Raw genomic sequence first — 24,011 nt, forward strand, 5'->3', positions numbered from 1 at the left:
TCCATAGTGGAGGGCGCCCTTTTCCTTTGGTTGCAGCCGCTTGCCGGTTTCGGCATGGTCCGGCCAGTTCCAGTTGGAGGTGCGGCATGCGTTGTCTGCTATCGGTTGTCCTGTACGCCGTGCTTATGCCTTCGGCCTGGGCGGCGGGAGGCCCGGAGCCGGTGCAGGCGGAGATGAGGGGGCTGTTCGACGCCGACCAGAAGGCGCGCGAGCAAGGCTTTGCCGGCGACTGGGACCGGATCGAAGCGGAGGATGCGCAGCGGCGGGCGCGGGTGGCCGAACTGATCGCGGCGGATGCGCTGCGCAGCGGGGATGATTTCTACCACGCCGCCTATATCTATCAGCATGGCGACCGGCCGGCGGATTATCTCAAGGCGCATGCGCTGGCGATGGCGGCGATCGCACGCGGGCGGTCCGACGCGACATGGATCGCCGCCGCGACGCTGGATCGCTATCTGAAAGCGATCGGCCAGTCGCAGATTTTCGGCACGCAATTCAGCATGCGGGACGGGAAGGCGACGCAGGAGCCTTATGACAGAGCGCTGATCCCCGATGCCCTGCGCGGCGTGATAGGCGTGCCGCCTCTGCGGGAGCAGGAAGAGGAGCGGGCGAGGCTGGAGCGCAAGGTCGCGCCGGGATTGCGCTGAGGGAGGTGGGATGCCGGATCAGGGGTGGGATGGCGAACAACGACCGCTTGCGGGCGTTCAAAGCGACATCAATTGCGCGGTGGCAACTTGTCGTGAGGAGGCTCTTCATGCGGCCCGGTGATGCGAAATCTTTCAATCGCTTCCCATGCTCTTGGGGCGATCGCGACCTTGAACGGGTGGCTGAGCAGCCAACGGAAACGGGCGGATTTACGGGCCTCTGCGACAATGCGCTCAAGAAGTTCGGTGGAGGGGTTCTCCAAAATGCTCTCTAAAGGACCGCATCCGAGACTTCCAAGAAATTGCGGGTGATCCGATCGCGAAGCACCGAGAATCACATAGGCTAGGGCTTTTTCGGGATCGTCATGGTAGCATGTGATGATCTCATCGAAAGCGTCGGCAGATTTCCCGGCACATTCGTTGCCACCGTTGTCATGGTGTTCGGCGTAGACATCAAGGTGTCGACACATCTGGTCTGCATCTGGCCGAGCAAGCGCCTTCTCAAGTTCGCCAATGTAAATTTTATCGCTCATATTAAAAGAGTAGCCATTGGCTTGCCCAAAGCAAAGCCAGCTTCTCTCCGATCTGGCACTATGAGCTGTCAGTCGTTTAGAGCGCGATGACATGAGATTGACCCACTCCGTCATTGCGAGCGTAGCGAAGCAATCCAGTGTCGTGCGCTTGGATTGCTTCGCTACGCTCGCAATGGCGATTCAGCGATAAGTCATCGCGCTCTAGCTACCCATCTCACACCCAACAAAAAAGCCGCCCGTTGCGGGGCGGCTTTCTCGTTTGATCCGATGAGGAAAATCAGGCTTCTTCAGCCGTCTCTTCTTCATCGTTGCTGACCGAGGCGATTTCGCCCGGTTCGGCGTTGGGATCATAATCTTCGGTGAAGCCAGCCTCGTCCTTTTCGAACAGGTCGGCCATCACGTCCACGCCCTGCGACTGAAGCTCGGCTTCTTCCGGCGAACGGGCGACGTTGACGGTGATCGTCACGGCGACTTCGGGGTGCAGCGCGACCTTGACGTCGAACACGCCGAGCGTCTTGATCGGGCGTTCCAGCACGACCATCGCCTTGGTGACGTTGGTCACGCCATCGGCGTGCAGCGCTTCGACGACGTCACGGACGGCGACCGAACCGTACAGGTGGCCGGCGTTCGACGACTGGCGGATCAGGACGATCTGCTTGCCGTTGACGCCTTCGGCAGCCGATTCGGCGTCCGAACGACGGGCCGCATTGTCGGCTTCGATCTTCGCGCGGTTGGCTTCGAAGACCTTCTTGTTGGCGTTGTTCGAACGAAGCGCCTTCTTGTTGGGCAGCAGGAAGTTACGTGCGTAACCATCCTTCACGGTGACGACGTCGCCGATCGCGCCCAGCTTCTCGATGCGTTCGAGGAGAATGATTTCCATGGGTCTTTCCCCTTACTTCACGATGTAGGGCAGCAGGCCCAGGTGACGGGCGCGCTTGATGGCCTGAGCCAGTTCGCGCTGCTTCTTGGCCGAAACGGCCGTGATGCGGCTGGGGACGATCTTGCCGCGCTCGGACACGAAGCCCTGAAGCAGACGGACGTCCTTATAATCGATCTTCGGCGCATCCTTGGCGGCGAAGGGGCAGCTCTTGCGGCGGCGGAAAAACGGGCGTGCCATGTTTCAGATCTCCTTATTCAGCAGCCGGAGCGGCTTCTTCGCGGTCGCGGCGCGGGCCACGGTCTTCGCGATCGCCACGGGGACCACGATCGCCACGGGGGCCACGGTCACCACGCTCGGGGCGGTCCTGCTTGCGCATCATCACCGACGGGCCGGTTTCCAGTTCATCGACCTTGATGGTCATGTAACGGATGATGTCTTCGTTGATCTGCGTCTGGCGCTCCAGTTCCGCAACGACGTCACCGGGGGCGTCGATGTTCAGCAGCACATAGTGCGCCTTGCGGTTCTTGGCGATCTTGTATGCGAGCGAACGCAGGCCCCAGGTCTCGACCTTGGTCACCTTGCCGTTGTTTTCCTCGACGATCTTCGTGGCGGTTTCCGCCAGTGCGTCTACCTGCGCCTGTGCCAGATCCTGGCGCGCAAGGAAGACGTGCTCGTAAAGAGCCATGTCATGCCTCATCTGTTGGCCGATCGCTGACGCCCACCCCATGTGGAACGCCCCTCCGGCTGTCGTCTCAATGCTTCGCGGTGACGCCGAGTCACCCCGGAGCCGATGCGAAGGCGCGCCTATGGCCGAAATGGGCGGGAAAGGCAAGGGCGCATCACTGCGGCGCGAGCGCGCAATAATGCCGCCCGGCCGGTGCTTGCCCACGGCCTGCTTTTCTTCTTAAATCGGGCGATAGAGAATAGTCCAGGAGAGTTCATGGCCTTCGCGATCGCCGCGCTGTCGCTGATATTGCTGATGATCGCCGCCTATCGTGGGATGAGCGTCATCGTCATGGCGCCGCTGCTGGCGATGCTGGCGGTGTTCCTGACCGATCCGGCCGCGGTGCCCGCCGCCTTTTCCGGCCTGTTCATGGAGCGCGTGGCGAGCTTCCTGAAACTCTATTTCCCCGTTTTTCTGCTTGGCGCACTGTTCGGCAAGCTGGTGGAGATTTCCGGCTTTTCCCGCGCGATCGTGACGGCGGTGATCGGCTTCATCGGCGCGGGGCGGGCGATCCCGGCGATCATGGCGGTGACGGCCTTGCTCACCTATGGCGGGGTGTCGGTGTTCGTCGCGGTATTTGCCGTCTATCCTTTCGCGGCCGAGATGTTTCGGCGGGCCGACATTCCCAAGCGGCTGGTGCCGGCCACCATCGGCCTTGGCGCGCTGACCTTCACCATGGATGCGCTGCCCGGTACGCCGCAGATCCAGAATATCATCCCGACCAGCTTTTTCGGCACCACCACATGGGCGGCGCCGGTGCTGGGGCTGATCGGGTCGGTCTTCATCGCGGCGACGGGGCTGGCCTATCTGGGCTGGCGGCGGCGGGCGATGCTGGTGGCGGGGGAGGGCTATGGCGCGCCCGAGACGCTGGTCAACGAGCCGGAGCAGCGGGACGAGAATGATCGCGTCCATCCGCTGATCGCGCTGTTGCCGCTGCTGGTGGTGGGCGTGGGCAATCTGTTGCTGACGCTGGCCATTCCGCGCTGGGTGGCTGGGCCGGAGGTGACGCTGTCGCTGCCCGGCATGGCGGAACCGGTCGCGGTCAAGGTGGCGCAGGTTTCCGCGCTCTGGGCGGTGGAGGGCGCGTTGCTGGCGGGCATCGGTACGATCCTGCTCTTCGCCTTCCGCCCGGTGGCGCAGCGTTTTGCCGACGGGTCGAAGGCAGCAGTCGGCGGCGCGTTGCTGGCGGGGATGAATACGGCGGTGGAATATGGGTTCGGCGCGGTGATTGCGGCGCTGCCCGGCTTCCTGATCGTCAAGGATGCGCTGCGCGCCATTCCCAATCCGCTGGTCAATGAAGCGATCACGGTGACGTCGCTGGCGGGGATCACCGGATCGGCGTCGGGCGGCCTGTCGATCGCGCTGGCGGCGATGGCCGAGCAGTTCGCGGCGGCGGGCGACGCGGCCGGCATCCCGCGCGAGGTGCTGCACCGGATCGCGTCGATGGCGAGCGGGGGAATGGACAGCCTGCCGCATAATGGCGCGGTCATCACTTTGCTGGCGGTGACGGGCCTGACCCATCGGCAGGCCTATAAGGATGTCTTCGCGCTGACGCTGATCAAGACGCTGACCGTCTTCGTGGTAATCGCGGTCTATTATCTGACCGGTCTGGTATAGGCGTGAAAACACCCCGGAAGCGAGGCTCCGGGGTGTTTTCAGTTTGTAGGGGGTGGCTTAACGGATCGCGTTGCCGACGACCGCGCCGATCAGGCCGCTGGTGATCGCGATCAGCACCGCGTCATTGCCCGAACGCACCCACTGCTGGCCGCGCGGCGGGGCCGACAGGCGATAGTCGCGATAATTGCTGATCACCCGATAATTGCTGGCGCGATTGCGGTCGAAACGCTGGCCCTTGGCCCAGCGATGGCTGTTGTAGCGGGGGGTGTCCTTGCGCACGACGGTCTGCTTCTTGACGACGGTGCGGCCATTGGGCTTCTGCTTCACGACCTTGCGGGTTTCGACCTGGCGATGCTGGGGGGCATGGCTCTGGGCCTGCGCCTGGGCGGTGACGATGGGGCTGGCGACCAGAGTGGTGGTGGCCAGGGCCATGAGGATCTTCTTGAACATGTTGTGCTCCTTCTGCCTTGTTACGGGCGCCATTCCGTGGCGTCGAAGACAGAGATAGGCGGCGCTTGTCGCGCAGATGTGTCGCGCAGGGCCCAAGATTGTCGGAAATTGTAACAAATTGAAATTTAAGCTGAACTGTTGTTCAGGAAGGACAGAATCGTGCGGGAATTGCGCGCGCGTGTATCAAAAAGCCCCGCAGCATGGGCTGCGAGGCTTGCGCTTCGATGATGAGGGCGATCAGTTCGGCAGCGGCGTCGCCGTCACTACCATGCGGGCGAGCAGGATGGGCCTGTCCTTGCCCTCGACGACCGGGGCGGCGCCGTTGGCGGGCGCTGCGGCCATGGCGGAAAGGCTGAGGCCGAGGACCAGCGCGCTGCTGGCGAGGCTGAGGGCGATGGTCTTCATGGGATTTCCTTCCGCGCCGTCTGGGGTGACAGTATGGAAGGGGCATTAGGAGAGGGATGTCGCAGGACTGTGCCGGGGGGTGGGGGCTTTTGTCGGAAAATGTAACGGGGGTATTAGGAATTCATCATAGCTGAGCCCCTCCCTTCTAGGGAGGGGTTGGGGTGGGTGCGAGCGAAGCGAGCCTGCCGCCGGTCGAGGGTATTGCGCCGCTGCGCGGCGTACCCACCCCCGGCCCCTCCCTAGTAGGGAGGGGAGAAAGAAGGCGCGCCTTGCCGCGCGACAAGCCTACTCATGCCGCAAAGCATCGATTGGGTTGAGCGCGGCCGCGCGCCTCGCCGGGAAATAGCCGAACACTACGCCGATCGCCGCCGAGAAGAGGAAGGCGATGGCGTTGACCTTTACATCGAACAGGAAGGGCACCTGCATCAGCGGGGCGATGGCGACCGAAGCAATGAGGGCCAGAAACAGACCGATGAGGCCGCCCAGGCAGGACAGCACGATCGCCTCGACCAGAAACTGCATCAGCACTTCGCGCGCGACCGCGCCGATGGCGAGGCGGATGCCGATTTCGCGGGTTCGCTCCGTCACCGACACCAGCATGATGTTCATGATGCCGATGCCGCCGACCAGCAGCGATATCGCCGCCACCGCGCCGACGATCTGGGTCAGGATGGTGGTCGTGCCGGTCAGCGTGTCGCTGATCTGCTTGGTGTCGAAGACGTTGAAATTATCCTCCTGCCCGTCCTTGATCTTGCGCCGTTCGCGCATCAGTTCCTCAAGGCTGGCCTGTACCGTGCTGGTGTCATAGGCGTCGTCGACCGCGACCATGATCTGCGAAATGTCGCGGTCACCGGTGAAGCGGCGCTGCACGAACTTGATCGGCATGACCACGACATCGTCCTGATCGCCAAAGCCGCCCTGTCCGCGCGTGGCAAGCACGCCGACGACCTGACAGGATACGCCCTTGATCCGCATCCGCTGCCCGACCGGCTCGGCGCCCTGGAACAGGTTGGTGCGCACCGTATTGCCGATGATGCAGACGGATTTGCCCGCTTCCTCTTCCTCCGGCAGGAACAGGCGGCCGTCCGCCACCTTCCACGACTGCACCTCCGAATAGGCGGACGTCGTGCCGTAGACGGTGGTGGACCAGTTATTGCCTTCATAGATGGCGGTGCCGCTGGACTGTACCACCGGGGCGACGGCGCGCACGCCGGTTAGCTGGTTTTCGATGGCGGTGAGGTCGCGTTCCTTGAAATCGGGCGGACGCGGGCCGCCGCCGCCGCGACCGAAGCCCTGTCCGGGGCGCAGTTGCAACACATTGGCGCCGAGCGAACTGATTTGTTCGCGCACGGCCGCTGTGGCGCCGTTGCCCAGCGTCACCATGGTGACGACCGCCGCCACGCCGATGATGATGCCCAGCGTGGTCAGGAAACTGCGCAGCTTGTGCCGGTTGATCGCGCGGAAGGCGAGGATGACGGTGGTGCCTAGCATCCGGCTGTTCCTTCTTTCCCAACGCCGTCATCCCAGCGGAGGCTGGGTTCTCTCTTCTTTTCTGCAATCGCTGTGGAAGAAAGAAGAAAGCGGGATCCCAGCTTTCGCTGGGATGACGAAAATGGGTGGGTGATGCTCCTCACGCCGCCACTCCCGCTTCGATGCTTTCGACCAGACCGTCGCGGAAATGCACGATGGTGCGCGCGAAGGCGGCCATGTCCGGCTCATGCGTCACCATCAGTACCGTGATGCCGCTATTCCTGTTGAGGTCGGTCAGCAATTCCATGATCTCGATCGACCGTTGCGAATCGAGGTTGCCGGTCGGTTCGTCCGCCACCAGCACGTCGGGCTGGGTCACGATGGCGCGGGCGATGGCGACGCGCTGCTGCTGGCCGCCGGACAGTTCGGCGGGCGTATGGTCCCACCAGTCCTTCAGCCCTACCTTGTCGAGCGCGGCCATGCCCATCTCGTAGCGCAGCTTCTTGTCCTCGCCGCGATAGAGCAGGGGCAACTCCACATTCTCCAGCGCGGTCGTGCGCGACAGCAGGTTGAAGCCCTGAAACACGAAGCCGAGATAGCGGCGGCGCAGCAGCGCGCGCTGATCGCGGTCGAGCACCTCCACATGATGGCCCTTGAACAGATAGGTGCCGCCAGAAGGCACGTCGAGGCAGCCCAATATGTTCATCGTGGTCGACTTGCCCGACCCGGACGGCCCCATGACGGCGACGAAATCGCCCTGCTGGATGTCGAGATCGACACCCTTGAGCGCCTGAAACGCGGTCGGTCCTTCGCCATAGACCTTGGTCACGCCGCGCAGGGATATGATGGGGTCAGCACCCATAGCGATCAGGTTCCGCTCTGGCGACCAGTGCCGCGCGACTGGGCTGGTGCGGCCTGACCACCAGACGGCGCGACGGGCGCGGTTTCCGGCGCGGCATCGCCCGAATTGCCGAGCTTGCCGACGCTGGCGGGCGTGCCATCGGCGGCCGGGTTGGCGTTGCGGCGGTCGCTCTTCGTATCGGCGCCCGCTTCGGCCTTTTCGTCTTCGGCCGGAGCCTGCTGCCCTGCCGCCAGCTGGCCGGTGATGACGCGCATACCGGATTTCAGATCGCCGCCGGTGATCGCGGTGCGCGATCCGTCGCTGGCGCCCACGGTCACCTGCAGCGCCTTGGGATTGCCATCCTCGTCCACGACATAGACGGTCTGGCTGCTGCCGGCACCGAATTTGACCTGGCGATTGGCGCCGCCACGCCGCATGCGGCCGGGGCCGGGCAGGACGCTGGTGATGCCGCCGCCCTTCCCGGTGGTGCTGGGCTTGAAGCGCAGCGCGCTGTTGGGGACCAGCAGCACGTCATGCAGTTCCTGCGTCACGATATCCGCCGTCGCGGTCATGCCGGGGCGCAGCGTTTCGTCCTTATTGTCAACCGACAGCACCGCCGTATAGGCGACCACCGTGCCGGTGGTGCTCGTCGTGGTCGTGCTGGACGAAGAGGAACTGCTGCTGCTCGATGCGTTCGATCCGACATTCACCCGCGTGACCTTCGCCGGGAAAGTGCGGCCGGGGAAGGCATCCACGGCGAAATTGGCGCTCTGGCCTTCCTTTACCTGACCCACGTCCGCTTCATCCACCGACACTTCGACCTCCATTTGGGTGAGGTCTTCGGCCAGCGTGAAGAGCACCGGCGCGTTCAGCGAGGCCGCGACGGTCTGGCCCGGCTCGATATCGCGCGACAGCACCACGCCGTTCACGGGAGATACGATCTGGGCGATCGACAGGTTGGTCTGAGCGGAGGACAGGCCTGCCTGCGACACCCGCACCTGCGCCTGCGCGGACCGCAAACTAGCAAGCGCGCCCTGATAGTCGGCGCGGGCCGAATCCATCTCGGTCTTGGCCGGCACGCGGCCGCCCGACAGTTTGAACACGCTCTCCTGCCGGTCGAGCGTGGCCTTCGCCAGCGCGACCTGCGCCTGAGCCTGCGCGACGCTGGCCTGCGATGATGCCACCTGCGCCTGATTCTGATTGACCGTGTCGACCAGCCGGCGGGTGTCCAGTTCGGCCAGCCTCTGCCCTTTGGTCACGCGATCGTTCACATCGACATAGACCGCGGTGATCTTGCCCGACTGTTCGGACCCGACATCGACCTGATTGATCGGCTTGAGGTTCCCGGTGGCGGAGACGCTGACGGTCAGGTCGCCTTGCCGCACTTCGAGGGTCGCGTAACTGGGCTTGTCCTCGCCCGAAAAACATCTGGCGACGAGCAGGATGAGGACCAGCAGGACGACGCCCGCGCCACCCCGCACCACCCATTTGCGCCACGGTTTCTGCGGCTTTTCGCCGAGGAAGTCGCTGAGATCCTTGTCCGGGGTCACATCATTGCTCATTTGGGCGATTATCCATGTTCTGCCAGCCGCCACCCAGCGCATTGTAAAGCTGGGCGATGGCCAGAACCTCGTCGGATTGCGCTGAAGCCAGGCTGTTGCGCGCGTTCAGTAAAGTGGTCTCGCTGGTCGAGAGCGTCTGAAAGTCGATCAGGCCGACCTGATACTGGCTGCGCGCCAGTATCGCGGCATTGTTCGACGCTTCATAGGCGGTGGCGAACTCGACCTTGCGGAGGCGCGCGCTCTGGAGCGAGGCCATCGCATTTTCGACATCCTCCAGCGCGCCCAGCACGCTCTGCTTGTAGGCGGCGAAGGCGGCGTCGGTCGCCGCCTTTTGCGACCGGACCTGCGAGCGCAGCCGGCCGCCGTCGAAAATGGTCTGCGCCACATTGCCGAAGACGCCGCCGGTAATCAGGCTGAACAGGTCTTTGAAGGCGTTGGATGTGGTGCCGATGTTGCCGCTGATCCCGAGCGAGGGATAGAGCTGCGCTTGCGCCACGCCGATCCGTGCCGTCGCGGCGGCCAGAGCACGTTCGGCGCTGCGCACATCAGGCCGCTGGCGCAGCGTGTCGGCCGGGATGCCGGTGGCGATCTGCGTATTGGCGACGGGAATGGGGGCGGGCGTTTCCAGCGCGCGGGTCGCTTCACCCGGCGCCTGCCCAGTCAGCACGGCGATGCGGTTCAGACTTCCGCGCAGGCTGGCCTCCAACTGGGGCACGGTCGCGTTCGTCTGGGCCAGTTGTGCCTTGGCCTGCTGCTCATCCAGCGAGGAGACGAGGCCGGCCTGCAAGCGCCAGCCGGCAATGTCGTAATTATCCTTCTGCACCGCCTGCGTTTCGCGCGCGACGGTCAGTTGCTGTTGCGCCAGCCGCGCCTGAACATAGTTGGTGACCAGTTCGGCTATGATGGTCATCCGCACATTGGCAAGGTCATAGCCCGACGCGGCGAGGTCCGCGCGCGCAGCTTCCGACGTGCGGGACAATTCGCCGAACAGGTCGATCTGCCAACTCGCATTGGCGCGGGCGGAATAGCTGCTGGACCAGTTGCTCGCGCCGCCGCTGATCGGGTTGCCGCTGCTGTCGAGGCGACCACCGGCATCCTGGCTGCTATAGTTGCGCCCGCCTGTCGCCGATCCGCTGACTTGCGGCAGGAAGCTGGCATTGGCCTGGCGTAGACTCTCGCGCGCCTGCCGCAACCGGGCCTGCGCCTGCACGATGTCCAGATTGTTGGCGATCGCATTGTCGATGAGGCTGCTGAGCGCCGGGTCGTTGAGCCGCGTCCACCATATTGCCAGATCGGCGTCGCTCAACGCGGCATTATCACCCTGACTATAGGCGGCCGGCACGCCCAGCGCGCTCGTTTGCGGCGCGTGATAATTCGGCCCCGCTGCGCAGGCGGATAGCATGAGCGCCGTCCCGCTGATCCATGCAAAGCGATATCGCACCTTTTCCTAGCACTCCGTCATCGTTAAAGGGGCCGCCACGCGCCATCTCGCAAGACGATGGCAGACGTCCATGGTCTGACTGCCGCAGCCCTATGTACGTCTCAATGACATTTATGTCTCAAAGTGTAACGATTTTATATTTCAGCGCTTTTCGGCAGGCGCGCTGCGTTGGAGATAATCATGCGGGCATTTCTTTTTCCGGGGCAGGGCAGCCAGTCGGTGGGCATGGGCAAGGCTTTGGCAGACGCCAGCCCGGCGGCGAAGGCATTGTTTCAGGAGGTCGATGACGCCCTGTCGCAGCATTTGTTCCGCATCATGGTGGAAGGGCCGGACAGCGATCTGACCCTGACCGAGAACGCCCAGCCCGCAATCATGGCCAATGCCATCGCCACGCTGCGCGTGATGCAGACGGAAGGCGGCTTTTCGCTGGCCGACAAAGGCGATTATGTCGCGGGCCACTCGCTCGGTGAATATAGTGCTCTGTGCGCGGTCGAAGCGTTCGATATCGCCACGACGGCACGCCTGCTGAAGCTGCGCGGGCGGGCGATGCAGGCGGCCGTGCCGGTAGGCGAGGGCGCGATGGCTGCGCTGCTGGGCGCCGACATCGAAAAGGCACAGGCATTGGCTGATGCGGCTGCGCAAGGCGAAGTCTGCACTGTCGCCAACGACAATGACCCCTCGCAGGTGGTGATTTCCGGCCATCGCGGCGCGATCGAGCGTGCGGTGGCGCTGGTGAAGGATCATGGCATCAAGCGCGGCGTGCTGCTGCCGGTGTCTGCGCCGTTCCACTGCCCGCTGATGCAGCCCGCCGCCGAAGCGATGCAGGAAGCGCTGGCCAAGGCCGCGATCAACGCGCCGCTCCTGCCGGTCTATGCCAATGTGCTGGCCGCCCCGATCGCCGATCCGGAAGAGATCAAGGCGCGTCTGGTCGAGCAGGTGACGGGCCGGGTGCGCTGGCGCGAATCCGTTGCGGCGATGTGGGATGCGGGCGTGACCGAGTTCGTCGAAGTCGGCGGCAAGGTGCTCGGCCCGATGGTCAAGCGCATTGCGCCGGACGCGACCGTGCGCAGCATCGTGACGATGGACGATATCGAAGCGGCGCTGGCGGCCTTCTGACATGAACACCGCGCCCGTCCTGACGCAGCGCGACGGGGCCGTCCTGACGGTCACGCTCAACCAGCCGGATCGACGGAACCCGATTTCCGATCCGGCCATGGTCGATGCGTTGTGCGCCATCTTCGAGGCGGCGGATCGCGACCTGTCCATCCATGTCGCGATCCTGACGGGGGCCGGCAGCGCCTTCTCGTCGGGCGGCGATCTCAATGCGATGCGGCCCGACGCCGGCGGCCTGCGCGCAGGCCTGCCGGCGCAGACCCGGCGCAACTATCGCGCGGGCATCCAGCGTCTGCCGCTGCTGTTCCAGGCGCTCGAATTGCCGGTAATTGCAGCGGTTAATGGTCCGGCGATCGGTGCCGGCCTCGACCTTGCCTGCATGTGCGACCTGCGTATCGCGGCGCAATCGGCACGCTTTGCCGAAAGTTTCGTGAAGCTGGGCATCGTGTCCGGCGACGGTGGCGCCTGGTTGCTGCCGCGTATCGTCGGCGTTTCGAAGGCGAGCCAATTGTCGCTGACGGGCGAGACGATCGACGCGACGGAAGCGCTCAGGATCGGGCTGGTCGGGGATGTCGTGGCAGACGCAGACCTGATGGCGACGGCGCGGGCGCAGGCCGACGCCATTGCCACCAACCCGCCCCATGCCACGCGCATGACCAAGCGGCTGCTGCGCGCTGCGCAGACGGCTGACCTATCACAGATATTGGAAATGGCGGGTGCGATGCAGGCGCTCGCCCATGCGACGGCCGATCATGACGAAGCGATCAACGCCTTCTTCGATCGCCGGCCGCCGACATTCAAGGGAGACTGACATGTTCGATCTGACAGGCATGACCGCGCTGGTGACCGGCGCTTCGGGGGGGATCGGTTCCTCGATCGCCAGGGCGCTGGCGGCGCACGGTGCGACGCTCGCGCTTTCGGGTAGCAATGAGGAGAAGCTCAAGGCCTTTGCTGCCGAGCTTGGGGGCGATCACAAGACGATCGTTTGCAACCTCAGCGACCCGGCCTCGGTCGATGCGCTGGTGCCGCAGGCGATCGAAGCGCTGGGCGGCAAGGTCGACATCCTCGTCAACAATGCCGGCATCACCCGCGACAACCTGATCCTGCGCATGAAGGATGAGGAATGGCGCGATGTCATTTCGGTCAATCTGGAAGCCGCCTTCCGCCTCGTCCGCGCGGCGGCCAAGCCGATGATGAAGGCCCGCTTCGGTCGCATCATCTCCATCACCTCGGTCGTGGGCGTCACCGGCAACCCCGGTCAGGCCAATTACTGCGCGTCCAAGGCGGGCATCATCGGCATGTCCAAGTCGCTGGGTCAGGAACTGGCGAGCCGCGGCATCACCGTCAACTGCGTGGCGCCGGGCTTCATCCGTTCGGCCATGACCGATGCGCTGAACGATGCGCAGAAGGGTGCGATCCTGACCAAGATCCCGGCGGGCGACCTGGGCAGCGGCGACGATATCGGCGCGGCGGTCGTCTATCTGGCGAGCAAGGAAGCGGGCTATGTCACTGGCCAGACGCTGCATGTGAATGGCGGCATGGCGATGATCTGATCGCGTCACGCGACAGGATGGAAAAGGGCCGGGCGCTGCGCGTTCCGGCCCTTTTCAATATCCCGCCCGTTTCAGCACCTGCTTGACCATCGCGATGGTTTTCACCTTCGCCATCGTGTCCGGTCCGTCGCGCCGGCCGCAATCACATTCATATTGTTTGAACAGGCGTTCGGCCGGTTTGACCGGGGCCAGTGCTTTCTGGCCCGGCTTCCAGTCGTCCAATATCCGGATGCCATACATGGTGCCGCTAACGTCATAATGGCGGATGTCCCACGCCAGCAGGACGATCAGTTCGCGCGCCTTGTCGCGGTCCGCATTGGCAAAGCCGATGGCGAGGATGCGGGGCGCGCCGCCTTCCTGTTCGCCCACGGTGACCTGAACCGGTGACTGGGCCATCCGTTCGTCCAGCATCACCAGTTGCCGCTCTTCCTCGCCCGCAGCACCGGTAAGGTAATCGGCAAAAACCCAGGGCCGGCCATTCCATGTGGCGGGCGTGACGTTCACCGCGTCCGCCGGCAGGCCCAATCGTTGCGCCGCCCGATGCTGGGTGCTGGCGGCATGGGCGGCGTCCTGCTGCGCCATCGCCTGCGGCGTCATGCCTAGCGCCAGCAACAGCGCGGCTACATATCTCACGCTCAAATCCTCCGCAGCTTCAGGCCACAGGGCGTGAACGCGCCATCCAGCAGGATGGTCCGCCGTACTGCCAGTGCCAGCACGGCGACGGCGGCGATCAGGTTGATGGGTACATGAGTCAGTTCCGACAGCGAGCGGCCGAACAGCGGCGCGAGCCAGGCATAGGCCAGCCATGTCGGCTCCCACGGCAGCGCGCCGCGCCGCTTCATGTCCGCCGCCAGAAAGGCGATGGCGACGCCCAGCAGCACGAAATCATAATCGAGCACATAGGGGGTGCAGAGCAGCGCCGCGCTGAGTGCGGCCGCCCCGCGTACCTCCATCGACCCGCGCCGGGCCGCCAGCGCCGCCGCTGCGATCGCGATCGCGGTGACGATGCCCTGCACGGCATAGGCGAATGGGATGGTACCGCCCCATTGGCGGATGGCGGAGAAGGGGCTTTGTATCTTTTCCCAGCCGGTCGCGCCGGCCTCTATGATGATATGCTGGGTCAGCGGCAGGGAGTCGCGGAACGCCTGCCACACCGGCCAGCCCCAGATGGCGAGCGTCAGCAGGCACAGCGCTGTGACGGTCAGGCCTGCCGCGATGAACGCGCGCCAGTTCCCCCGCGCCAGAATCAGGATCGGGATCAGCACGGCGAATTGCGGCTTGTAGACCAGCGCGCCGAGCAGCATGCCCGCCACCCACGGCTTGCGGTCGAGCAGAAACATGCCCGCGCCGAGCAGGCTGGCGGTCAGGAAGGCATTCTGGCCATGGCCCAGACACACCAGCACCACCGGCGCGCCCAGCGCCACCAGAATCGCGTCGCGATCGCCCGGCAGGATGCGTCGGATCAGGCACAGCGCCAGCAGCAGCGTCATTCCCTGCCAGATCAGCAGCGCCACGACATAAGGAAATTGGGCGAGCAGCGTGGCGATGATCAGGAAGGGTGGGGGATAGTGCCAGCCATAGAAGGGAATGGCGGGATCATGATGGACCTGTTTCTGCACTGCATGCTGGGTGGGCCAGTTCCATGCCTCCGGCGCGCGGCCATGATCGGCCATCCAGCCCGCCGTCCAGACGTTGGAAAAGTCGGTGCCGAGCGGCCGACCGAGCGAATCCACCGTGCCATGCGCGGTCGCGAACAGGTAAAAAAGGCCGATGACGGTCGCGGCCAGCACCAAAATCGCGGTCAGCCGAACGCGCGCGCGGGTGACCAAAGAATCGGGGGAGGGGAGGGGCGCCATGCCCCTGTCCCTCGCACGAAGTCGCTGAAATTTTGGTAAATAGGCCGTAACCATGCCGCAAAAGGGCGGTTTTTATTGCCGCTTGGTTGCGATAGCGAATGAAGGGGCTTGGCGGCCTTCCCTCTTGCCTCTATCGGGGCTTGGCACTAGGGCAATGCCTTAACGGTTATTCAGAACCACCAACGATACCCAGTAAGAAGGACCACTCATGAGTGAGACCGCGGATCGCGTAAAGAAAATCGTCGTCGAGCATCTGGGCGTTGAAGCCGAAAAGGTGACCGAGGACGCAAGCTTCATCGACGATCTGGGCGCTGACAGCCTGGACATCGTCGAACTCGTCATGGCGTTCGAAGAAGAATTCGGCGTCGAAATCCCTGACGATGCGGCCGAGAAGATCGCCACCGTCAAGGATGCGATCGATTATATCGATAGCAAGCAGTAAGGCGTCTTTCGGCCTGATCCCGTATGGGGAAGGCCGGAATTGCGCATAAGAGACGGCTCCTCCTGTCCGGCCAGCGCCGAGCGTGGGGAGCCTTTTCGTATCTGGCGCGTGGCTTGAAAGCGCGCTTTAAATGGCTAGATGGGCGGCACAAAGCCCATGAGAGATTTCGGAGCTAGGATATGCGTCGTGTCGTCGTAACCGGCCTTGGCATGGTGAGCCCGCTGGGCGGGAATGTCGAAACCAGCTGGAAGAACATCATTGCGTCCAAATCGGGCGCGGCGACGATCGCCCGCTTCGACGCCAGCGAATATAAATGTCGCATCGCCTGCGAAGTGAAGCCAGCCGATCATGAATATGGCTATGATGCGTCGCTGGACGTGGATCACAAGATCCAGCGTCAGGTCGATCCCTTCATCGTCTACGGCATTTCCGCTGCCAGCGAAGCGCTGCGCGACGCGGGTCTCGACAATATGTCGGAAGAAGAGCGTCTGCGCGCCGGTTGCTCGATCGGTTCGGGCATTGGCGGCCTGCCGGGCATCGAAAGCGAATCGCTGGTGCTGGCCAACAAGGGGCCGGGCCGCGTCAGCCCACACTTCGTCCATGGTCGCCTCATCAACCTGATCTCCGGTCAGGTGTCGATCAAGTACGGCCTGATGGGGCCGAACCACGCAGTCGTGACCGCCTGCTCGACCGGCGCTCACTCGATCGGCGACGCCGCGCGCATGATCGCGATGGACGATGCCGACGTCATGCTGGCGGGCGGCGCGGAAAGCGCGATCTGCCCGATCGGCATCGCCGGCTTCGCGCAGGCACGCGCGCTTTCGACCGGCTTCAACGACACGCCGGAAAAGGCGAGCCGCCCCTATGACGTCAACCGCGACGGCTTCGTCATGGGCGAAGGCGCGGGCGTGGTCGTGCTCGAAGAATATGAGCATGCCAAGAAGCGCGGCGCGAAAATCTATGCCGAAGTGATCGGCTATGGCCTGTCGGGCGACGCCTATCATGTCACTGCCCCGCATCCGGAAGGCTCGGGCGGTTTCCGCTCGATGCAGATGGCGCTCAAGAAGTCGGGCCTCAGCCTTGAGGACATCGACTATGTGAACGCGCATGGCACCTCGACCCCGCTGGGCGACGAGCTGGAGCTGGGCGCGGTCAAGCGTCTGTTTGGCGACAACCTGTCCACCATGTCGATGTCGTCCACCAAGTCGGCGATCGGCCATTTGCTGGGTGGCGCGGGCGCGGTGGAAAGCATCTTCTGCATCCTCGCGATGCGCGACCAGATCGTGCCGCCGACGCTCAACCTCGACGAGCCGAGCGAAAGCTGCAAGGGCGTGGATCTGGTCCCGCACGTGGCGAAGGAGCGCAAGGTGCGCGCCGTGCTGAACAATTCGTTCGGCTTTGGTGGCACCAATGCTTCGCTCATCATGAAGGCAATTTGATCCTGTGTCGCGCGCGTCGTCCTGCGGCGCGCGCGGTCACACTATGGGCTGAACGGGCATGGCAAGACGATCCGGCAATCCGATGCGCCGCCTTGGCTGCATCGTCCTTCTGATCGGCCTCCTCGTCGCGGCCTTCATCGGCTTTCGCTTTGTCTATGGCTGGAGCGAGAAGGGGCCAGCGACGCAGGATATCAGCGTCGTCGTGCCGGAGGGGTCGACCCTGTCCGACGCCGCTGTGCTGCTGAAACAGGCCGGTGCGGTGCGTTCCGCCGACGCCTTCCTGACGCGGGCCAAGGTGTTCGGCGCGGGCAAGTCGATCAAGGCGGGCGAGTTCACCATCCCCGCCGGCGCCAGCAACAGCGACATCCTCTCCATCCTTCAGGGCGGCAAGACGCTGACTCGCCTGATCACCATCCCCGAAGGCATGCCCTCCATTCTGGTCTATGAGCGGCTGATGGCCAACGACCAGTTGACCGGCGATATCAAGGTGCCGGAGGAAGGCAGCGTGCTGCCCGACAGCTATGCCTTCGACAAGGGCGAGCCGCGCGCCGCGGTGCTCAAGCGCATGCAGGATGCCATGGACAAGGCGCTGGCCAAATTATGGGCCGAGCGCGCGCAGAATCTGGTCGTGAAGACGCCGCGCGAAGCGATCATCCTCGCCAGCATCGTGGAAAAGGAAACCGGCGTTCCGGCGGAGCGGCCGATGGTGGCCGGCGTTTATGCCAATCGACTGCGCACCAACATGATGTTGCAGGCCGATCCGACGATCATCTACCCGATCACCAAGGGCAAGCCGCTCGGCCGCCGCATCCGCAAGTCGGAAATCGCGGCGGTGAACGATTACAACACCTATGCGATGGTCGGCCTGCCCAAGGGGCCGATCGCCAATCCGGGGCGCCTGTCCATCCTGGCGGTGCTGAACCCCGCGCAGACCAAGGCGCTCTACTTCGTCGCCGATGGCAAGGGCGGCCATATCTTCGCCGACACTTACCAGCAGCATAATGAAAATGTGCGCAAATGGTTCGAAATCCGCCGCGCGCGGGGGGAATTGTAAGCGCCTGCGGGTGGGCTAGTTGATGACGCCTTTCGCCCGCTGTGCCGTGGCATAGCGCCATTGCACGATCGCGATGACGAAGATCAGGATCGGGAAGGCGGTCGCCACCACCACGCCCTTGATCGCGATGACGGGTGTGGCGACGAAGACATAGCCGAACTGCACCACCACCGCGATCAGCGAGAGCAGGAAGAGCGGCACCGCCACCCGCTTGCGCAGCAGCAGAAACAGCGCGCCGCCGAAACCAGCCAGCACGGCGATGCCATAGTCCAGCCACAGCCAGGCGGGCATGGCCGCGAAAATCTTCGCACCGCCGGGGTCCGTCCTGGCCAGTGCGTTCAGGTCCATCAGATATTGCATGACGAAGGAGGCGATACCCATCAGGTTCCAGAGCAGGAACGCGATGGCGATAAGGATGAAGGAACGCGGTGCCGACATGATGACTCCCTCCCGATATGGCGGCCCGATGGTACGGAGCCGTTATGATCCCATCCTACGCTTGCTTGTCCGTCGGTGGAAGCCCGTGCGATGAGCGCGCCGATCATCGTCACCGCGCTGCTGGGAGCGGCTGATTTCGCCTGGGCGGATTGCCTGCGTCGCGCGCATTTCCCGCCGGAGCGCAATGTCCTGCCGGCGCATCTGACTCTGTTCCATCACCTTCCGCCCTCCGCGCTGGAGGAGGTGTCCGCACGCCTCAAACGGCTCTGCGCAGCGCCGCCGCCGCCCGCGCGGCTGACGGAGGTTATGTTGCTGGGACGGGGCGTGGCGTTCCGTGTGGACAGTCCGACATTGATGGCGATGCGCGACGATCTGGCCGATGCTTTTGCCGGCTTGCTGACGCCGCAGGATGAAGCCCGCCCGCGGCTGCACATCACCATCCAGAACAAGGTCGCGCCGGCCGAGGCGAAGGCGCTCGCGGCAACGCTGCGCGAGGATTTCCGCCCGCGCCCGCTGGCGATCGCGGGGCTGGCCGCCTGGCACTATCGCGGCGGGCCATGGGAACTGGCGATGAAGGCGATGTTCAGGGGGTAACGCAACAGCCGTTCGTTTCGAGCGTAGTCGAGAAACGGATAGCGCAACGCTTCACGTTTCTCGACACGCTCGAAACGAACGGGCTTGTGTCTTTACGCCAGCCCGACTTCCTTCAACGGCACGCTGGCATCGCCCAGTTGCGCCACGTCCAGCGTCGCGCCGGCGATCACATGGGCGCGGCCCTGCACATAGTCCTTGACCATGTTGACGCAATCCAGCGCGATCACCTTGCCGCCCTTCAGATAGACGATCGAGAAGCTGCGGCTGGCCGGATCGCCGCGCGTGATGGTCTGGTCGAAGCCGGTGGACAGCCCCACCGTCTGCAACTTCAGGTCATATTGGTTCGACCAGAACCAGGGTACGGCGTCATAGGCTTCTTCCTTGCCCATGATATGCGCCACCGCGACCTTCGCCTGGTCATTGGCATTCTGCACCGATTCCAGCCGCATCTGCGCGCCGCCGGCAAAGCGGTTGGCATGGGCCGCGCAATCGCCCACGGCATAGATGTCGGGCAGGCTGGTGCGGCAATATTCGTCCACATCCACGCCATTGCCGCCGGCCGCGCCCGCCGCGATCAACGGGCCGGTTTCCGGGATGATGCCGATACCCACGATCACCATGTCGGTTGCGATCCGCTCGCCATCCTGCATCAGTACGGCCGTGGCCTTGCCGTCAGTCACCTCGATACAGTCCATCCGCGCGCCGGTGCGCAGGTCGACGCCATGGGCGCGATGCTCCGCTTCGTAAAAGCGCGACAGGTCTTCGCCCGCTACGCGCGCGAGCACCCGGTCCAGCGCTTCCAGCAACACGACCGTCTTGCCGAACTTCGACAGCACCGCCGCCGCTTCCAGCCCGATATAGCCGCCGCCGATGATGGTCACATGGTTGATTGAGTCGAGCTTCGCCATCATCGCGTCGACATCGTCGCGGCGGCGCACGGCATGGACATTATGCGCGTCCGCGCCATTACAGGTCAGCATGCGCGGGCTGCCGCCGGTACACCAGATCAGCTTGCCATAGCCGATCTCGCCGTCGGCCACGGTGACGAACTTGCCCTCCGGATCGACGCTCTTGACGCGCTTGCCCAGCAGCATGTCGATCTTGCGCTCTTCCCAGAAGCTGGCGGGGCGGATCAGGATGCGGTCGAAGCTCTTGTCGCCGGCAAAATATTCCTTGGACAGCGGCGGACGCTCATAGGGCGGATAGGCCTCGTCGCCGATCATCGCGATCGTGCCTTCGAAACCCGCCTGACGCAGCGCGATCCCCGCCTGCGCGCCTGCATGCCCGGCGCCCACGATCAGAACGTCGTAATAACTCATGCCGCCACTATCCTCTTCTGCCCGTTTGCGACGCTGCTTGGCGCGCTTTATCGGGGGAGGCAAGTCCTTTGCGGCCTGCGTCTCCGATCTCCGGGTCACAGATGCGGCAACAATCCGTCGCGTGTCTTCGCATCTGCTTCCAGCGCGGCGTCCAGCAGGGCGATATGCGAGAGGCATTTCTCGCGATCGCTGCCTTCACCGCGGAACGTCGCCTGCACCCGCTCCAGAGTCAGTCCCGAAGCGGCCATGGTCTTTTCGACGATCGGACCGGGAATCGAGAAGGTGCTCCCCGTCGCCGGCAGCGGTTTGGGATTGTCCGGCAGGGACAGGATGACAGATGCGATGACGGGACGCGCGGCTTCCCGCTGGTCCGCAGGTATGAGCGCAACGTCGCCCAGCCGACCATTGGCGGCGATCGTGGCACAGGCTTGCCAATGCTCGCCCTTGAGATGCCGCTCATCCTTCAGCCGTTGCCGCTGATAGGTGACCAGCGGTTTGCCGCCGGCCTGTCGCGCCAGCAGCCCATATCGTTCGCGGATCAGCCCTTCCATCGTGTCACGATATTGCGCACGGCTGCGCCCCAGATCCAGCCCGATGCGCCAGTTGCTTTCGAACAGTTGATAGACCAGCGGCACATCGCGCCTCAGTGAGTCGAGAGTCACATCGGGGCCGAAGCTCGCCTGCATCGCAGCCTTCAGGTCCGCATCCAGATCGCCCAGACCACCGGGTGTGTGTGGCGTGACGGACAAGGGCGGTTGCGGGCTGCCGGTGCTCGTTTCGGGTACGATCGGCGAATATCGGCTATTGTCGGGTGCCTTGTCACCCACGCAGCGGGCCACGGCGGCTATCAGTTGAATGACCACGACGACCATGAATATGGCCCCCTTGGTCGATCGGGGCGTTTCTTTCCGGCTTTCCCATATCGCGATCCGGTGCCAGTTCAGCCGCTGCTCCAGTTCCGGATAGTCGCGGCGGATCGTGGCGATCAGTTCATCTATCTTGTCACCCTGCCACCATAAGGCTCGGCCTTGCCCAGGCCGTGTCGGTTTGGACAATTGCTTCCACGCACTGTGCAACGGATGCCCTTTATCCTGTACCGCGTGCGCGAAGCGGTCCGATGCCAGACGGCGGTTGATATAGTCGATCGCGGGCGGCGTATCGATCTGGCCTTCCTTCGCGCTCCAGCCGAACATTGTGGCAGCATGGGCCAGCAAGGGGTGCGACCGGGGCCAGCTTCCCGCCAATATGTTGGACAGCCAGGATTCGATTCGGCCGTGCAGGTCGATCTCGCCGGCCTGCGCTTCGTCATGCAGCCGATCGAGCAGCGCCGCGCCGGCATCGACTTCGGCCTGCGTCATCGGTTCGCCCTGCGTGTCGGCGTCGGGATCGGGATAGAGCAGGGCATGGAGTGCATGGTCGGCCCGGCTCTGGTCAAACATCTCCGTGGCGGCAGGATGCGGCACGATGGCCGGACTGGTCCATTCGGGCAGGTGAAGGTCGGCTGCGTCATAATCCGCGCCGGGCATCCGGCAGTCGGGCGCTAGGGGCGGGGCCTGCCAGTTCGTTGCCTCTTCGGCTGCCGGTATGACGATGTCTCCCGCCTGTCCCCGTTCTGCTGTCAGACTGGGCGGTGTCAGCGGCAACGACGCGGACGGGATCATGATTTCTACGCCCATCGTCGCGTCTGCGCGCGGCAAATCCTGCGGCGACTGTGCCGCCAGAGCCAGCGCCAGGTCGCGCGCCTCGCGCAACGCGGCGAAGCCGTCGCGATCCTGATCCGGGTCGATCGCGCGCAGCCTTGCGGCATAGGCGCGGCGGATCGCCTTGCCGTCCTGCGTTGCGTCTATCCCCAGATGCCGCCAGATGGTGTCCGGGCTCACAGCCCATGTTCCTTTTCGACCAGGTCCAGATTCTGGATCAGCAGCCGGCGCTCTTCGGTGATGAGGCGTCCGTCCTGCGTTTCCAGTGCCGACTGGAAGCGGGTGATCCAATGGCCGATCGCTTCGCGCCGCTCGCCGATAAAAGCCTCATAGCCTTTGCGCGCACGGGCCAGCGCGGCGACATTCTCCATGGCTTCGCGCGGGTGGAATTTCAGCGCTGCGAGCCGGGTGCGCCGCTCCGCCATGTCCTTTTCCGACCGCCGGTCGCTTTCGTCCACGATCACCAGATTGCGGGTCTGGCCCGTTTCCGGCACCAGCACATCGACCTCCAGCAATCCACTGCTGTCATAGCTGAAGCGGCATTCGACCATGGCCTCACCTGCCGGGCGGGGCGGTACCGGGATGCTGATCGACCCCAGCTTGACGTTGGACGAGACTTCGCGCGCCTCACCCTGGTAGATGCCGAATTCGATATGGCGCTGATTGTCGGACATGGTCCGATAGCTTTCCATGCGGCTGACCGGGATCGCCGTGTTCCGCTCGATGATCGGGGAGAAAAGCCCGTGATGATAATGGCCCCGTGCGTCGCGTTCCGAATGATTGACGCCCAGCGTGAAGGGGCAGACGTCGGTCAGCCGAATCTCGTCCAGCGCAGCGTCTTTTTCCAGCAGGCCAGCCTGTACCGCCGCACCCAGCGCCACGGCATGGTCGGGATGGACGCTGCTGTTGGGGAAGCGGCCGAACATGCGTGTGATCGCCTTGCGCACGATCGGCATGCGCGTGGCGCCGCCGACCAGCACGACCTCGCTCAACGTCTTCACGTCGATTTGGGAATCGCGCAGCGACCGCAGCACCGGATCGCGCAGGCGGGTCAGCAGGCCCTGCGCCTGTTCCTCCAGCGCCTGCGCGGTGATGGTGGCGGTGCGTCGTTCCTCGCCCACCACCAGTATGAATTCGGCTGCGTCCGCTACCGACAAAGCGCGCTTCACCTGCTCGGCCGCCGCGCGCAGCCGGGCTTCCACCAATAGCGGTTCCCGTGTCGCCAGAGCGCCGTCGGGGTCGATGGCCGGACGCGCGATCGCGACGATCGCGTCGTTGAAATCGTCGCCGCCCAGATGATTGTCGCCCGATGAAGCGCGCACTTCCACGATGCCGTCGAACATCTCCACGATCGACACGTCGAACGTGCCGCCGCCCAGATCGAACACGAGAAAGGGTTCGTGCTCTTCGCGACTATGGACGCCAAAAGCGAGCGCGGCGGCGGTCGGTTCGTTGATCAGGCGCCGGACGGTCAGTCCGGCCAGCTCACCCGCCTGCCGCGTCGCCTTGCGCTGGCGGTCGTTGAAATAGGCGGGGACGGTGATGACGGCTTCAGTGATGGGCTCACCGCAAAAGGCGTCCGCATCCGCCTTGAGCGCGCGCAGGATGCAGGCGGACAATTCCTCTGCGGCATAATCCTGCTTGCCCAGCGTCGCGCGTCGCTGCGTGCCCATATAGCGTTTGAAGCTGGTAACGGTGCGATCCGGATCCGTGGTCTGCCGGTCGCGTGCCGCCGCGCCGACATGGACCGTGCCGTCTGCGTCGATGCTGACGGCGGAGGGCGTAAGCCATTCCCCCAACGCATTGGGAACAAGATGCGCCGCGCCATCCTTCCAGACAGCGGCTGCGCTGTTGGTCGTACCAAGATCAATACCGAGAATCATGCAGTCCCCCCAACGCGCAGATTGGCGCGGCGAGGGGGTAAAATCCACAGGGC

General features: G+C 64.2%; 25 protein-coding genes. 9 read left to right on the plus strand and 16 right to left on the minus strand.

Annotated elements, in window-relative coordinates:
* The first annotated feature begins 125 nt into the window (after positions 1 to 125).
* The gene (locus RQH62_RS03155) at positions 126 to 647 is read left to right on the plus strand and encodes a hypothetical protein (RefSeq protein WP_311267270.1); all 522 of its coding nucleotides are present in this window, start codon (positions 126 to 128) and stop codon (positions 645 to 647) included.
* A 68-nt stretch (positions 648 to 715) separates the two neighbouring features.
* On the opposite strand, the gene RQH62_RS03160 is transcribed toward RQH62_RS03155, so the two are convergent.
* The 4 genes from RQH62_RS03160 to rpsF form a co-directional block, all read right to left on the minus strand.
* Complete coding sequence (locus RQH62_RS03160) at positions 716 to 1,177, minus strand: DUF6869 domain-containing protein (RefSeq protein ID WP_311267271.1); 462 nt, start codon at positions 1,175 to 1,177, stop codon at positions 716 to 718.
* 277 nt (positions 1,178 to 1,454) lie between these two features.
* Positions 1,455 to 2,057, minus strand: a complete 603-nt coding sequence (gene rplI, locus RQH62_RS03165) for a 50S ribosomal protein L9 (RefSeq protein ID WP_311267272.1) — start codon at positions 2,055 to 2,057, stop codon at positions 1,455 to 1,457.
* A gap of 12 nt (positions 2,058 to 2,069) precedes the next feature.
* A complete protein-coding gene (gene rpsR / locus RQH62_RS03170) occupies positions 2,070 to 2,294 on the minus strand; it encodes a 30S ribosomal protein S18 (protein WP_004212076.1) in 225 nt (74 codons plus the stop codon).
* Positions 2,295 to 2,307: 13 nt separating this feature from the next.
* The gene (rpsF, locus tag RQH62_RS03175; protein WP_120251964.1) at positions 2,308 to 2,742 is read right to left on the minus strand and encodes a 30S ribosomal protein S6; all 435 of its coding nucleotides are present in this window, start codon (positions 2,740 to 2,742) and stop codon (positions 2,308 to 2,310) included.
* A 255-nt stretch (positions 2,743 to 2,997) separates the two neighbouring features.
* Between rpsF and RQH62_RS03180 the strand changes: the two genes are divergently transcribed.
* Positions 2,998 to 4,398 (plus strand): GntP family permease, encoded by a 1,401-nt coding sequence (locus tag RQH62_RS03180; protein WP_311267273.1) that lies wholly within the window; start codon positions 2,998 to 3,000, stop codon positions 4,396 to 4,398.
* Between the two features lie 57 nt (positions 4,399 to 4,455).
* Here RQH62_RS03180 and RQH62_RS03185 read toward each other — a convergent pair whose 3' ends face one another.
* The 6 genes from RQH62_RS03185 to RQH62_RS03210 all read right to left on the minus strand — a co-directional run bounded on the left by RQH62_RS03185 (position 4,456) and on the right by RQH62_RS03210 (position 10,567).
* The gene (locus RQH62_RS03185; RefSeq protein ID WP_311267274.1) at positions 4,456 to 4,848 is read right to left on the minus strand and encodes an RcnB family protein; all 393 of its coding nucleotides are present in this window, start codon (positions 4,846 to 4,848) and stop codon (positions 4,456 to 4,458) included.
* 237 nt (positions 4,849 to 5,085) lie between these two features.
* Positions 5,086 to 5,253 (minus strand): hypothetical protein, encoded by a 168-nt coding sequence (locus tag RQH62_RS03190; protein WP_311267275.1) that lies wholly within the window; start codon positions 5,251 to 5,253, stop codon positions 5,086 to 5,088.
* Positions 5,254 to 5,538: 285 nt separating this feature from the next.
* Positions 5,539 to 6,744, minus strand: coding sequence for an ABC transporter permease (locus tag RQH62_RS03195; RefSeq protein ID WP_056682535.1), 1,206 nt, complete (start codon positions 6,742 to 6,744; stop codon positions 5,539 to 5,541).
* 139 nt (positions 6,745 to 6,883) lie between these two features.
* Positions 6,884 to 7,585, minus strand: coding sequence for an ABC transporter ATP-binding protein (locus RQH62_RS03200; RefSeq protein WP_311267276.1), 702 nt, complete (start codon positions 7,583 to 7,585; stop codon positions 6,884 to 6,886).
* Between the two features lie 5 nt (positions 7,586 to 7,590).
* Complete coding sequence (locus RQH62_RS03205) at positions 7,591 to 9,126, minus strand: efflux RND transporter periplasmic adaptor subunit (protein ID WP_311267277.1); 1,536 nt, start codon at positions 9,124 to 9,126, stop codon at positions 7,591 to 7,593.
* Positions 9,116 to 10,567 carry an efflux transporter outer membrane subunit gene (locus RQH62_RS03210; RefSeq protein ID WP_405053507.1) on the minus strand — a complete coding sequence of 484 codons (1,452 nt, stop codon included), beginning with the start codon at positions 10,565 to 10,567 and terminating at the stop codon, positions 9,116 to 9,118. Before RQH62_RS03210 ends, RQH62_RS03205 begins: the two co-directional genes overlap by 11 nt.
* Before the next feature lie 180 nt (positions 10,568 to 10,747).
* On the opposite strand from RQH62_RS03210, the gene fabD reads away from it, so the two are divergent.
* From fabD to fabG, 3 genes are read left to right on the plus strand one after another with little or no spacing between them, the layout of a single operon-like run.
* Positions 10,748 to 11,683 carry an ACP S-malonyltransferase gene (gene fabD / locus RQH62_RS03215; RefSeq protein WP_311267279.1) on the plus strand — a complete coding sequence of 312 codons (936 nt, stop codon included), beginning with the start codon at positions 10,748 to 10,750 and terminating at the stop codon, positions 11,681 to 11,683.
* A gap of 1 nt (position 11,684) precedes the next feature.
* Positions 11,685 to 12,491, plus strand: coding sequence for a crotonase/enoyl-CoA hydratase family protein (locus RQH62_RS03220; RefSeq protein ID WP_311267280.1), 807 nt, complete (start codon positions 11,685 to 11,687; stop codon positions 12,489 to 12,491).
* 1 nt (position 12,492) lies between these two features.
* Entirely contained in the window at positions 12,493 to 13,233 is a 741-nt protein-coding gene (gene fabG, locus RQH62_RS03225) for a 3-oxoacyl-[acyl-carrier-protein] reductase (protein WP_311267281.1), read from the plus strand.
* A gap of 54 nt (positions 13,234 to 13,287) precedes the next feature.
* On the opposite strand, the gene RQH62_RS03230 is transcribed toward fabG, so the two are convergent.
* The gene (locus tag RQH62_RS03230; RefSeq protein WP_311267282.1) at positions 13,288 to 13,866 is read right to left on the minus strand and encodes a hypothetical protein; all 579 of its coding nucleotides are present in this window, start codon (positions 13,864 to 13,866) and stop codon (positions 13,288 to 13,290) included.
* Positions 13,867 to 13,868: 2 nt separating this feature from the next.
* Positions 13,869 to 15,089, minus strand: a complete 1,221-nt coding sequence (locus RQH62_RS03235; protein WP_311267283.1) for a glycosyltransferase family 87 protein — start codon at positions 15,087 to 15,089, stop codon at positions 13,869 to 13,871.
* A 208-nt stretch (positions 15,090 to 15,297) separates the two neighbouring features.
* Here RQH62_RS03235 and RQH62_RS03240 point away from each other — a divergent pair, with 208 nt between their 5' ends.
* From RQH62_RS03240 to mltG, 3 genes are all read left to right on the plus strand, one after another.
* Positions 15,298 to 15,531, plus strand: coding sequence for an acyl carrier protein (locus RQH62_RS03240; protein WP_007689016.1), 234 nt, complete (start codon positions 15,298 to 15,300; stop codon positions 15,529 to 15,531).
* Positions 15,532 to 15,710: 179 nt separating this feature from the next.
* On the plus strand, positions 15,711 to 16,970 hold the full coding sequence (gene fabF / locus RQH62_RS03245) for a beta-ketoacyl-ACP synthase II (RefSeq protein WP_311267284.1): 1,260 nt from the start codon (positions 15,711 to 15,713) through the stop codon (positions 16,968 to 16,970).
* A gap of 82 nt (positions 16,971 to 17,052) precedes the next feature.
* Entirely contained in the window at positions 17,053 to 18,024 is a 972-nt protein-coding gene (gene mltG, locus RQH62_RS03250; RefSeq protein ID WP_311267516.1) for an endolytic transglycosylase MltG, read from the plus strand.
* 15 nt (positions 18,025 to 18,039) lie between these two features.
* Here the strand turns inward: mltG and RQH62_RS03255 are convergent, their stop codons facing one another.
* On the minus strand, positions 18,040 to 18,462 hold the full coding sequence (locus RQH62_RS03255) for a sugar transporter (RefSeq protein ID WP_311267285.1): 423 nt from the start codon (positions 18,460 to 18,462) through the stop codon (positions 18,040 to 18,042).
* Positions 18,463 to 18,552: 90 nt separating this feature from the next.
* Here RQH62_RS03255 and RQH62_RS03260 point away from each other — a divergent pair, with 90 nt between their 5' ends.
* Positions 18,553 to 19,056, plus strand: a complete 504-nt coding sequence (locus tag RQH62_RS03260; RefSeq protein WP_311267286.1) for a 2'-5' RNA ligase family protein — start codon at positions 18,553 to 18,555, stop codon at positions 19,054 to 19,056.
* Positions 19,057 to 19,148: 92 nt separating this feature from the next.
* On the opposite strand, the gene RQH62_RS03265 is transcribed toward RQH62_RS03260, so the two are convergent.
* From RQH62_RS03265 to RQH62_RS03275, 3 genes are all read right to left on the minus strand, one after another.
* Complete coding sequence (locus tag RQH62_RS03265) at positions 19,149 to 20,375, minus strand: FAD/NAD(P)-binding oxidoreductase (RefSeq protein WP_311267287.1); 1,227 nt, start codon at positions 20,373 to 20,375, stop codon at positions 19,149 to 19,151.
* Between the two features lie 95 nt (positions 20,376 to 20,470).
* Positions 20,471 to 22,255, minus strand: coding sequence for a hypothetical protein (locus RQH62_RS03270; RefSeq protein WP_311267288.1), 1,785 nt, complete (start codon positions 22,253 to 22,255; stop codon positions 20,471 to 20,473).
* On the minus strand, positions 22,252 to 23,958 hold the full coding sequence (locus RQH62_RS03275) for a molecular chaperone HscC (protein ID WP_311267289.1): 1,707 nt from the start codon (positions 23,956 to 23,958) through the stop codon (positions 22,252 to 22,254). Before RQH62_RS03275 ends, RQH62_RS03270 begins: the two co-directional genes overlap by 4 nt.
* Between the last annotated feature and the right edge of the window lie 53 nt (positions 23,959 to 24,011).

Origin of the sequence: Sphingobium sp. WCS2017Hpa-17 (assembly GCF_031843765.1) — a bacterium.
In the GTDB taxonomy this organism is placed as follows: Bacteria; Pseudomonadota; Alphaproteobacteria; order Sphingomonadales; family Sphingomonadaceae; genus Sphingobium.